Here is a 10936-nt window from a genome sequence, read left to right as displayed (position 1 = left end):
AGACTAAAATCTCCCTATGTTTTTCTTATTCGAAGTTCTTTTTTTCAATTGATGATAGAGTTTATTATTCCCAATTTATCTTATTCTTCTTTTACAAAGCATTTCTTTTGTATGGTTTCCAATCCTTTTTTGAAAAGAAAAAGAAATAACTAATGCTTATTAAAGTAACTGGTGCTTGAGTTATATATTGGTTTCCGGTGATGATCGCTGCGGCGGTCTTTTTCTTATTCAACAAACGGGGCAGGATAGTTTAAGAAAAAGAGGTTTATAAATGCTTAAGATCAAGACTGCTAATAAGCAGTCTTTTTTGTGCAGCACTATTATTTACCTATTGACATTTGCCTTGTACCTCTGTAATATGAAATTAACTTCACGTGAAGTAAACTTCATATAAAATGAACTTCACTTCAGAAAATAAGTTTTGATAGGAGAGGTATGCTTGAAAAAAAATCTATTCATACAGCGTTTTTCAGTCTCAATATTGATAATTTTATTGGGAATCATACAAATAATTTTAGATACATCAGTAGGTTTTAATTTTGGCTATATCAAAGTATTCTTAGGCGGGATAATTTTGGTGATCTCAACAATTTCTTACATGAAATTCCGAAAGAATAAATCATTAGAAAAGGAATTTACAAAGGAATATGACGAAAGAGATGCTTTAATTGATGGAAAAGTTGCTCGCTTTTCCTTGCATATTCTGATATGCGAAATTTTCATTCTTATGTTTTCAACTAATTTTGTGGGAATCCCAACAAATACTGCATTATTTGTTGTCTTAATAACATTTATAATTATTGAAATTGGAGCAAGGAAGTATTACAATCTTGTCCTTTGATTTGGAGGATTTATGAAAAATAGAGTAAAAGAATTGCGAATAGAATATGGAATAACGCAACAAGAATTAGCTGATAAAGTAAGTGTATCTTCTAGAACAATTATCTCATTAGAAAAACAAAAGTATAATCCATCTGTGCTACTTGCCTATAAAATTGCTTCAGTTTTCAATTTATCAATTGAAGAAACGTTCATTTTTGATGAGGATGACAAATAATACATTACAAAAAGATGCACATATCAATAAAACAACGGAGGAATATAAATGCTTATCATACCATTTATTTTAGGAGTAGTTTTAATAATTTGGGGAATTTATCGTATGAAAACAGATGATGGCTTATTTGGAAAAAACCAAAAAAGTAAAAACATTTTCAACTTGTTACTAATGGGAGAAGCTTCAGGATTAGGACAATTTTTAAGTGGAATTCTGTTGATTGTTATAGGGATTATCGGATTCATCGTGAAGTAGTAATAAATAAGAAGTTCACTTCTACATTGAAATATTGTGAAGAAATACACTTAAACTATCGGGTGCTTTAATGGAATAAGCCTTATTTTACATTCAAAAAAATACAGCAATTAGCAACATTTCTAATTTGTCAAATACCCTCCACTAATTTTGGAAGTGTTAAAGCCGGTTGGAAATGGCGTTTAAAATAATCCTGCCCCAATTCAAAGGAAAGCCGTATACTAACCTTTCCCCTATTTGGCTATTTGCGACGCTTATTGCGTTGCTTTTTTTTATGCCGATATGTATAATGCTGCCGCTCTATCTTACGTTAAACCTACGCACATATAGCAGTATTACACGCTTACACAGGGGCGGCAGGGCTACCGTAGTTTATTAGCTACATTATGCGCTATCTCTTTACTATCGAAGTAAGAGCAACGAAAGCAGCAGCGTAAACAATCGCATTCAATCGCAACAGCAAGCAAGCTAAGAGCCGTAGAGGAGCGCAGAGCTTTCGTTCTTTGCTTTGTTGTTTTGTGCTTCGAAAACTACCGCATAAAGAGAGCCTAGAAAGCGAGAGAAGGCTTCTATGCGTCCAAGAACGGTAACAATGCAAAACCCCCAGCCCACGGCGGCAGGGGCTACTCATCTACCGCCTAGAAATAGCGCAATATATTTTTTAACTCAAGGCGTTAAGCAGGTGACAAAAATTCGCTATCAAAAATTTTAACTCAAAAAATCGTACCAACTTCACGGGAGCTCTGTGCCTATCCTTTCGTAACTAGCAAGGCGTTACACCCAAATGTCATTTTTCCATTTTCGATTTTTGCCTTAATCTTTTGTCGTGGGCTACGTCTCGTTTTGTTCTTTGTTACGTAATGCTCTCCATCTTGAATCGCTCTCGTAGTTGTTTTGGTTTTATTAGTTACTTTTAATACCATGATTACAAACAATAGTAAAATGGATTAATTAGCTTTAAATATATAGCATACTGTATTCAGCTTCCTCCTAATAAATTCAAATGCATATAAAAGGAGTGTTCTCGAAAAGTGATAACCCAAATATTGAATTTTAGATACTTTAACATTTAGTATTCTATATCGTTTCATATATTTTAATCCTAAGAAAATATACACTATATGAAGAAGAGCATTATAAATTAAAAAACGGGAAAATTTCCCATAACCAAATTTTAACATCCAAAAACTGGTGATAAAATAAGGACCAAACATAAAAAAATCCATACTGTTAAAAGGTGGTATTCCTTCATAAAACCCCCACCATTTTTTTCTTTCACCGATTACAGACATGACTTTTGAAAAAATATACATAAATAATGAGGCTGGAAAAAATGCCCTGAATGACCTTCGACCTAATAATGGTATAGTTAACCAAGGAATTACTGCTATAGCTATTAACAATAATTTTGAGTTTTTCATTCAAACACCTCCAATACTTATAGAGTGTTTAATTGTATGAAAATTATACAAACCATCATTTGTTCACATATCTCAATACCTTCTTAACTACATCGTAGATTATGCGATAACCTTCACAACCTCTTCACTCTTTCCATATAAGTAATATTTAACTATCTTGCCCTACCGTAGTACCTTAGATATTTTTGTTATTTTTTTTTAACTTTTATACCAAAATTTCTAAAACGTTGCGCCTTATTATATATCGGAAGAATTTACATCCGACCAATTACAAAAAATAAGGAGCGAAATAGTAATGCAAAAAGTATGGGGCAAATCGAAACTAAAAGAAATGGAAGGAGAATTTATCGCACTTACGCAAAATATTACGTACTACGTATATATGGTGGGCTACAAACCTGAAATGAGCTATTTATATGCGCTAATAGTAGACCGCTACAACGTAGAAAAGGGTTACGCATTTCCTAGCCATTACACACTAGCGAAGGATTACGGCACAAGCGAAAAGACCGTAGGCGAGCATTTAAAAGTATTGGAGAGAGTAGGTCTTATCGACGTATTCGAATTAGGAAGCTTCGGTAATTGTCACAGTATAACCTAAGTTTTCTAGCCTACGAACCGAATGGCGTACAATAGATACTTGCCTTTGTTTATCAAAGTAATCTTCGCCTAAGTCAACATACATTTCTTTTCGAGTTAGAAGGTAATATGCGATTCGCAACATCGCATGAGCGACAACAATTGCTGCCTTTTTCTTTCCTTTTCGTCCAGCTGTACGTCTATACAGTGCACCGAGATAGTTTTTTGACCCTCTTACTGATTGAGCTGCTTCTGTTAATGCGGATCTTAAATACTTATTTCCCTTTTTAGATCTTGTAGACTTCCTTTTACCTGCACTCTCATTGTGACCGGGGACCAAGGCTGCCCATGAACATAAATGTGCAGCGGTCGGGAATTGATTTCCAACGTCCGTACCAATTTCAGCTAAGATTTGCTCAGCCATTCTTGTGGAGATACCAGGAATGGAATCGAGTCGTTCTATATCTTCTTGATATGAGCTTACTCTTTGCGCTATCTCTTGATCCAACATTTCAATTTGCTCACTTAGAAAATCAATATGAGTTAAAATCGTTTTTAACATCAAACGTTGATGAGGATTTATATAGCCCTGAAGTGCCAATTCAAGTTCTTCTTTTTTCTTTTTCATTGTGCGACGAGCGAAGTTTGCTAGTTTTTCAGGATCATTCTCACCATCTGCGATTGCTCGAAGCATATCCTTCGATGAGACTCCCATAATATCAGATACAACAGAACCTAGTTTGATATTAGCTCCTTCTAAAACCTTTTGAATTCGATTATGTTGTCTAGCGCGTTCTTCAATGATACTTCGGCGATAGCGAACAAGTTCCCGTAGTTCACGTTGGTTTCGGTCAGGAATGAAACTAGCTTTAAGAAGTCCATGGCGAAGAAGTTGGGCAATCCATTCCGCATCCTTAACATCCGTTTTGCGCCCGGGAAGAGACTTCATGTGTTGAGCGTTCACTACTAAAAACTCGATTCCTTCGGACGCTAATAAGTTAACAATAGGCTTCCAATAAACACTCGTGCTTTCCATAGCTACCTGTGTACAATTATTCTCTTTAATCCAGTCCAATAACTTTAAAAGAAAAACTGTTTTAGTAGAAAATGTTTGAATCTCCTTTCCTTCTGAAGTCATAATACAAGCAGTGATATTGTCCTTATGGACATCCAAACCACATGCTCTTTCAATGATTACATCCATTGAAATCTTCCTTTCTAGGCTTGAAAATTGGAGGCTGGTGCAACAATCAGAATTAGGATTAATCTACCATGAGTGCTTCCCGTAAGGGAGCGACAGTTTGTGGTGCACCGTGGTCGTTGGAGTCAGACTAACGGATGGGCTCTAAGGCACCATAGTTGATCGACCTTCCTCTCCCAGCCTTAGAAGCAGTATGGACAGATTCAATACATTTTCATTCTTTGTGGTGAAGCGCCGATTTTTGCGCTTCATGGATGGCTAACGTGGCAGAATAGCTGAAGAAGGGATAATGAAAAATGATTAACGAAAACCAAAACCTTTGTTTGAAAATTTAAAAAATATTAAAGATTATTGGGTGGACACTGCTATTAAGAATTTAGAGCCCGATGCAGATTTAATTGCGTCAGATTGCGAAAATGAATATAAGCTAATAGCAAATAAATTAACATCAAAAACGGAATTGCTTGCTTTTAGAAAGGTACAAAATGAAATAATTGAGGGTGTCATCCATTCATTATGTGTGATGATTGATGGTGGAGATGAGTTAGCTGACAACTTGCTAATTGATATAATAGATAGAGAAACTAACCAATCGTTACAAGAGAATATTGCTTTGCATGAAGAATTTATTGGTTACTTACTCGATGTTGAAGAAGAGTAATTCAACTAATTTTTCTTGTTGTACTAACCGGTGCGTTTCTACAATAAGTAGAGACGCTTTTTCCTTATTGAAGTAACGAAGCAGTTTAGTGCAAGAAGGATTATTTGACCCAATAGAAGAATATTTATATTTGAAAGGTCAAGTATATGAAAAATTTTTCCTCAAAAAGGGTGGCTTTATTTATGGTAGATAAAAACTGGAAAACAGATAGCAAAATTTTCTTTTCGGTTGCATTATTAATGTCATTACTTGTAGTGATTATTACATTTAAGTTTAATATAAAACAAGATACCAGTAGGATTTGGATACCCTTGGTATTATTGTTTTCAATTTCGGTCAATTTACATTCCAGTTATAAATCAAAGCAAATTTTCGGCAAAAAACCAAGTTATAATTTTGCAGATGATTTTATTGCAGAAAATAACACAAAATGGATTACTAGTTGTTTCGGATCGTTTAAGTAGGGATTCCACCTATGTACTACCTACTCTTATTAACCTAAATCAGCTAATAGTTTGTCAATATTTTTCAATAAAAACTTAAAATATCTCATGCTATACTGAAAATGTGCATGCCAAATAACCTTCCCTTAGTCTGATGTTGGAAGGTTTCGTGTTATTTGGTTTATTTTTGGTTCTAATCTATATCTTGGAAAGTCGTTTTGTTTTTTCAAAGGGCAAAAATCCAGTGTAAGAGCTTATTTACACAAGCAATAACAGCTACTTTAAAAGGTTTTCCTTCCTTACGCTTCTTATCATAGAACTCTCGTAATTTCTTGTTTCGAGGAATGATTTCATCGCTTGTTTTACTTTTACGAAAGTCACGTATAGCACAACGAACAGCCATATATAAAGCGTGACGAAGCCTGCTGGATCCTCTTTTTGTGATTCGATTTTTGGTGGCCGTAAACTTACCAGATTCGAATACACTAGGATCAACTCCAGCGAAAGCTACCAGCTTTTTAGGATCAGTAAATCGATCTATCTCCCCAATTCCTGAAATGATCGTTGCCGCGATCTTTTCTCCGATTCCAGGGATAGATTTGATAATATTATATTCTTCAATTTCTTTAGAGAGGGCATCTATCTCAGACTCTAACTTGGATAGGTGCTCTTTGTATTGAAGAATGATGTTGATATACATACCAAGACTTAAAATATGACTCTGATAAACCGTCTTTTCAAACGGATTTCGATTTGCTGCAGCCTTGAGCTGAATCGCTTTTTCATTTGCCCATCGATAGGAACGACTTTTACATAATTCAGCGATTTTGGCGGCTAGTGTTTCTACACTTGCCTTTAATATATCTTCAGATGAGGGAAACTCTGAAAGAGTTAAGAGAGAAATGACTGAATATAAGTCACCAAAGACACCTCTATATTCGGGGAAGACTTGGTCCAGAATTACTTGAAATTGTAGCTTTGTTTGGATCAATACCCCAGTAATATTCTCGTGCTGTTTGGTAAGATTTCTAAGGTTTAAAAGCTGCACACCTCGCTTCTTATAAGGCTCTAGTTCCTCTTTATAAAACAGCTCGCATAGAATGGTATGCATCTATCGCATCTGTCTTTACTTTTCGAAGACTGGAACTTTTAGCTTTATAAGAGATTAATGGATTAATGATTATCATTAAAAATCCACGTTCCTCCAAGTATTGAACAACAGGGGAATGGTAATGTCCTGTTGCTTCTAGAATGATAGGTGGTTTTTGACCTGATTCTCTCTTAACCTCATCCAGAAATTTTACTAAAACTTCAAGACCTTCAATAGTGTGAGAAATTTTAAAGCTCTTACGATATGGATTGCCTTTATCTAAAAATGCTTGAACCTGACTTTCTCCCTTTGAAACATCCAGACCAATGACTGGATTCATGATTAAATCTTCCTCCTAAACTAGTGATTTGCCAGTACCCCTAATTCCTCCAAGTAGTATCACAGCTTCGCTTGTTATACGAGATCTAAGTCCCAACCAGCCTCAATCATGTTTCTACAAGTAGGGGGCGAACCGTTTAGCTGACGGGGTCGAAGGCCCCACGGGCAGTTACGTTCTACCCTGGCTACTGATATAATAAGACCAAATAAAAAATGGTCAACCAGAAATATTTAGCATTCCGGCTAACCTTATAATACGAACTGGCAGTTTAGTTTAAGAATGGTCCTATACTCTTATTTAACAATGGGACCAGATTGTCGAGGTTGTAGTTTAGGATTAATAGTGGGGAGCCGTACTATAAGTAAATGAGGTTTTAGATTCATGAAAATAATAACAAGCAAATACCAAGTTATGAGTAAGAATTTGCATATTTTTGGTTTTCTCGCCTGTTTCTTAAATTTAGTTTATTCGACGAAGAGCATAGCAACCTCAATAAAGAGTAAAAAACCTAGATACCAACTTATTATCTAGGTTTTTCCAATCCTTTATAAAGGATCTTTGTGAAAAAAAGCGAAAGAATGGATCCTGCCAATAAAAATGCCATATCCAACTGGGTGTCCCATATGTCTCCTTGCATACCTAAAAAATCTTTTGTGGCTTTCCCTTCTTTACCTATTTTTGTACTTGCCCACTCGATGATTTCGTAGAAAGCCCCGATTGCTAGTGTTATACATAGAGTAATAAAATTTGTTGTTTTACTTTTCAATAAAGCTGTTTTCCTTAATAATATCTCTAGTATAACTATGACCATAGAACCCTTAAGGAAATGACCAAACCGATCATAGTGGTTTCTTTTTAAATCAAAATAATCTTTGATCCATGTAAAGAGAGGAACTTTGGAATATGAATAATGCCCTCCTATAAACGTTAAAATGACAAGAAGGGTAATAATGACATAGGAAACAGTGGTAAGACGAAAATGATTGTATCTTGAGATCAAGAATATTAAAACTAATATTGAAGGTGAAACCTCCATCAACCAGACCTTATAACCTTCCTCAGGTTTAATCAGGGACCAAATAAGAATAAGCATAACAACAAGAAATAAGAAAAAATGTATCGAACTAGCTTTTTTACCAGACACTCAAATCACTCCATCAGAAAACAAGATGAATATAGTATTTGTTAAAATTAAAAAAATATAGAAAGAGGTATGGGGTGCTAGGTTCCGAAAAAAGACAAGCACCCGATTGACATATTTAACACACCTGATTTTTTCCTGGTGTCATTTACTAAATAACTCCAGAAAATTAGGATGATGAGCTTTCCTACTACTAAATAAAAAACCTCATTTTGATTAGACACGTAGAACCGTGCCATCAGTAAAATTTTGAGAATGATAATGAATTTGAAAGAATAATAAAACTGGTAAAAAATATAAAATCTAAAGGAGCAAAGGTTTCAGTGGATTTTATCCATTAAACGCATTGCTTCTCTCAGAGTTCTTACACATTGTGAGTCTCTAAATCTTATACAATATTAACCGTAATATACATATTTAAGGTAAAGGTATAAATATCTACATTATTACCCAGATAAATATTGTAAAATAATTCTAATTCAATTATAAAAAGAGGTGTAATATGCAACAAAAATGGTATCAAAAATCATGGGGGATTATTTTATTACTCCTTTCGCTACTTATTTTATTTACTAGTTGTTCACAACAAAATAATACAGAAAGCAAAATAAGTATACCTGACGATGAATCCGAAAAAACGACTAGTGAAAGCGCAGCTAGTCCAAGCGTTCCTGCCACTAGTACACCAACGAGTGTTAATGGTGACTTTGACTACAGTAAATATACACTAATTGTAGTAGATGGCGGAGATATGTCAGGATATAGAAAGCCAAATGTCAGAGTTGATGTCGGGTTTGGCGACAGGGAATATTGGGCTTTTACAAATGTTTAATTTAGGTTAGTTGGGTTGAGTGGTTGACACTGTATGTACCACACATTTTATATATGTCTAAAATGTATGGTACAGTAGTTCAAAATAAGAAAGAGCCATTAAAATGACAACTCTGTTCTTCTGCAACTGTATACAGGTAATAAGTAGTTTAATTTTTTATAAAGTCATTTAAAAATGTTAGTCACTCTATTCAACAAACGGGCGCGATTATCGAAAGATGATAGCACATATTTCATGGTTAGGGCCAGATTGGTAAAGAAAAAAATTACGTAACAAAAATAATTTGAGATTAATTGTGGTGCTTGTAGTGCTGTATCACAAGTAATGAGGTATTCATCTAAAATTAAGAAAATAAATATTCTAGATAATAGTAAGGATATATCAACAAGAGGAATCACTATTAATATATAAGGAAGATATTAATCCGAAAGTTTTATAAAATTCCTCAAAAGAAGTGGGTAATAAAAATTATTATAGAAGAAAATTAACATATCATGGTACTATAAAATTTAGTGAAGTTATAAGAGCCTAGGGAGGGATAGATTAATGAAATTAACCGATTTTACAGCAATATTTTCAGTTATAATTTCATTATTAGCTTTTTTTTATACTTTTAAATCCAATACTAAAAAATACGAATTATCTAGTAGTTTTCGTAAAGAGTTAGTAGATTGGTTCACTCAAACAATTAGAATTTTGATTGAATTAAAATTATTAGCTAAAGCGAATGAAAGAAAATCCAAATATACTGAATTATTGGCTAAACTATCTGCTCAGATAGAAATTGGTAGATTGTATTTTCCAAACATAAATAAGTCGGATAAATTTGGAGAAGACAAGCCAATTGCTTATCAGGGCTATAGAAATGTTGTGTTGGAATTTCTTGTGTTGTCATACAGGATTTTTGATAAAGAAGATGCTAATAAATACGTTAAACATGCAGAATATCTTCAAAGGGAATTCACTTCACAATTATTTGAAGTCATTAATCCTACAAGAGTATTGAATGATGTTAAAAAACTAACAAGTAGAACCTTTACTACTGAGTATAGTTTTGAAGATTTTTTAAGTCAGAACCCTGACTCATATAAAAATTTCAATTGGTCTTAGACCTTCAATACATGAGAGAATATTGTTTATATAAGATACTACAACTCAGGGTGGTTTTATTTTACAACTATTAATTTAACATACAGCAATTATCATTAAAAGTCTTTATTTAGCTTCATACATACAAACTTATATGTCAATTGGCTTGCAAGTTTATTCTGTATATTGTTAATAATTAAAAAACTGTTTAGATTTATAACAGAGAACCATATCATAAATTATTTGTAAAATAGTGTTATTCAACAATCGGGCGCTTTTCTGAAATAAGGAAAGCGTCTTACTTTATGAAAAGGGCCATATTGTTGAGTAACTCATTTTCGAAATAAATGGAAATTTTAGAAGAGATTGTGAAGAAATGTACTTAAACTAACATGGTAGGTTAGTTGAATAAAGGATTTACATAAATATAATAATTTTACGCCACATATTGCTTTTATATGGTAAAATGAACCAGGATCATTTTAACAATCAACAATATAAAGGGGAATACATATGCCTTTAAAAGAAACAATAAATTACTATTCTCCCATAACTGAATTTCTGCCAATAATAGCTGTTGTTTTGGCTGTATGCTTAATAAGTTATTTCATATTCCGTTACAGGAGCAAAATCCGAAAATAAAGTTGTCATTGAGGCAGCTTTTTTTTTGCACTAAACCAGCTAATAGTTTGTCAATATTTTTCAATGAAAATTTAAAATATCTCATGCTATATTAAAAATATGCATGCCAAATAACCTTCCGTTAGACTAATTTTGGAAGGTTTTGTGTTATTTAGTTAGATATAGTTTCTAAGCTATATCTTGGA

General features: G+C 33.6%; 10 protein-coding genes and 1 pseudogene. 7 read left to right on the top strand and 4 right to left on the bottom strand.

The annotated features are described in order from the left end of the window. Window positions 1-439: 439 nt before the first annotated feature. From ACI3K6_RS23230 to ACI3K6_RS23220, 3 genes are read left to right on the top strand one after another with little or no spacing between them, the layout of a single operon-like run. A complete protein-coding gene (locus ACI3K6_RS23230; protein WP_435556686.1) occupies window positions 440-841 on the top strand; it encodes a DUF2178 domain-containing protein in 402 nt (133 codons plus the stop codon). 12 nt (window positions 842-853) lie between these two features. Continuing rightward, the gene (locus tag ACI3K6_RS23225) at window positions 854-1057 is read left to right on the top strand and encodes a helix-turn-helix transcriptional regulator (protein WP_063235833.1); all 204 of its coding nucleotides are present in this window, start codon (window positions 854-856) and stop codon (window positions 1055-1057) included. Window positions 1058-1105: 48 nt separating this feature from the next. Continuing rightward, window positions 1106-1312, top strand: coding sequence for a hypothetical protein (locus ACI3K6_RS23220; protein ID WP_435556684.1), 207 nt, complete (start codon window positions 1106-1108; stop codon window positions 1310-1312). A 947-nt stretch (window positions 1313-2259) separates the two neighbouring features. Here the strand turns inward: ACI3K6_RS23220 and ACI3K6_RS23215 are convergent. Beyond that, the gene (locus ACI3K6_RS23215) at window positions 2260-2733 is read right to left on the bottom strand and encodes a hypothetical protein (RefSeq protein WP_435556682.1); all 474 of its coding nucleotides are present in this window, start codon (window positions 2731-2733) and stop codon (window positions 2260-2262) included. A 295-nt stretch (window positions 2734-3028) separates the two neighbouring features. On the opposite strand from ACI3K6_RS23215, the gene ACI3K6_RS23210 reads away from it, so the two are divergent. Then, window positions 3029-3334 carry a helix-turn-helix domain-containing protein gene (locus ACI3K6_RS23210; RefSeq protein WP_435556681.1) on the top strand — a complete coding sequence of 102 codons (306 nt, stop codon included), beginning with the start codon at window positions 3029-3031 and terminating at the stop codon, window positions 3332-3334. Here ACI3K6_RS23210 and ACI3K6_RS23205 read toward each other — a convergent pair. Next, entirely contained in the window at window positions 3299-4516 is a 1218-nt protein-coding gene (locus ACI3K6_RS23205) for an IS110 family RNA-guided transposase (RefSeq protein ID WP_435556679.1), read from the bottom strand. The genes ACI3K6_RS23210 and ACI3K6_RS23205 overlap by 36 nt on opposite strands. A 316-nt stretch (window positions 4517-4832) precedes the next feature. Between ACI3K6_RS23205 and ACI3K6_RS23200 the strand changes: the two genes are divergently transcribed. Further along, window positions 4833-5174 carry a histidine kinase gene (locus ACI3K6_RS23200; protein WP_435556678.1) on the top strand — a complete coding sequence of 114 codons (342 nt, stop codon included), beginning with the start codon at window positions 4833-4835 and terminating at the stop codon, window positions 5172-5174. 669 nt (window positions 5175-5843) lie between these two features. Here ACI3K6_RS23200 and ACI3K6_RS23195 read toward each other — a convergent pair. Together ACI3K6_RS23195 and ACI3K6_RS23190 are read right to left on the bottom strand one after the other, a co-directional pair. After that, a pseudogene (locus ACI3K6_RS23195) lies at window positions 5844-7047 on the bottom strand (IS110 family RNA-guided transposase). Between the two features lie 523 nt (window positions 7048-7570). Then, the gene (locus ACI3K6_RS23190; RefSeq protein WP_472850928.1) at window positions 7571-8191 is read right to left on the bottom strand and encodes a DUF2238 domain-containing protein; all 621 of its coding nucleotides are present in this window, start codon (window positions 8189-8191) and stop codon (window positions 7571-7573) included. Window positions 8192-8690: 499 nt separating this feature from the next. On the opposite strand from ACI3K6_RS23190, the gene ACI3K6_RS23185 reads away from it, so the two are divergent. Further along, the gene (locus ACI3K6_RS23185; RefSeq protein ID WP_435556677.1) at window positions 8691-9020 is read left to right on the top strand and encodes a hypothetical protein; all 330 of its coding nucleotides are present in this window, start codon (window positions 8691-8693) and stop codon (window positions 9018-9020) included. 546 nt (window positions 9021-9566) lie between these two features. Next, the gene (locus ACI3K6_RS23180) at window positions 9567-10130 is read left to right on the top strand and encodes a hypothetical protein (RefSeq protein WP_435556675.1); all 564 of its coding nucleotides are present in this window, start codon (window positions 9567-9569) and stop codon (window positions 10128-10130) included. Window positions 10131-10936 lie beyond the last annotated feature (806 nt).

Origin of the sequence: Neobacillus solisequens (assembly GCF_051233465.1) — a bacterium.
Taxonomy (GTDB): domain Bacteria; phylum Bacillota; class Bacilli; order Bacillales; family Cytobacillaceae; genus Neobacillus.
This window is presented reverse-complemented; position numbering and strand designations above follow the sequence as displayed.

Bases quoted from the DNA above. Each gene is read 5' to 3' on its own strand.
- ACI3K6_RS23185 (WP_435556677.1), top strand. From the start codon at position 8,691: ATGCAACAAAAATGGTATCAAAAATCATGGGGGATTATTTTATTACTC.
- ACI3K6_RS23220 (WP_435556684.1), top strand. From the start codon at position 1,106: ATGCTTATCATACCATTTATTTTAGGAGTAGTTTTAATAATTTGGGGA.
- ACI3K6_RS23215 (WP_435556682.1), bottom strand. From the start codon at position 2,733: ATGAAAAACTCAAAATTATTGTTAATAGCTATAGCAGTAATTCCTTGG.
- ACI3K6_RS23225 (WP_063235833.1), top strand. From the start codon at position 854: ATGAAAAATAGAGTAAAAGAATTGCGAATAGAATATGGAATAACGCAA.
- ACI3K6_RS23180 (WP_435556675.1), top strand. From the start codon at position 9,567: ATGAAATTAACCGATTTTACAGCAATATTTTCAGTTATAATTTCATTA.
- ACI3K6_RS23205 (WP_435556679.1), bottom strand. From the start codon at position 4,516: ATGGATGTAATCATTGAAAGAGCATGTGGTTTGGATGTCCATAAGGAC.
- ACI3K6_RS23210 (WP_435556681.1), top strand. From the start codon at position 3,029: ATGCAAAAAGTATGGGGCAAATCGAAACTAAAAGAAATGGAAGGAGAA.